This window comes from Leifsonia sp. SIMBA_070 (genome assembly GCF_046534635.1).
GTDB lineage: Bacteria > Actinomycetota > Actinomycetes > Actinomycetales > Microbacteriaceae > Leifsonia.
The window spans coordinates 1-270 of sequence record NZ_JAWRYK010000300.1 but is presented as its reverse complement, the minus strand read 5'-3'; the positions used below and the strand labels follow the sequence as shown (position 1 = coordinate 270).

At 63.7% G+C, this 270-nt stretch carries 1 protein-coding gene; it reads right to left on the bottom strand.

Annotated features, from left to right (window positions below):
* A partial coding sequence (locus tag SB754_RS20440) for a phosphoribosylaminoimidazolesuccinocarboxamide synthase (RefSeq protein WP_410784190.1) occupies positions 1-270 on the bottom strand: 270 nt, incomplete at both ends.

Here is a 270-nt window from a genome sequence, read left to right as displayed (position 1 = left end):
CCGGAATGCACGTCCCAGAGCCGGCAGCTGTCCGGGCTGATCTCGTCGGCGAGGATGATGCGCATGTCGCCATGCTCGTTGTAGATGCGCCCGAATTCCACCTTGAAGTCGACGAGGCGGAGGCCGATGCCCAGGAACAGGCCAGTGAGGAAGTCGTTCACCCTGAGCGCCAGGGCCATCATGTCGTCGAGGTCCTGGGGAGCGGCCCAGTTGAAGGCGGTGATGTGCTCCTCGGAGACCAGCGGATCGCCCAGCTCGTCGTTCTTGTAG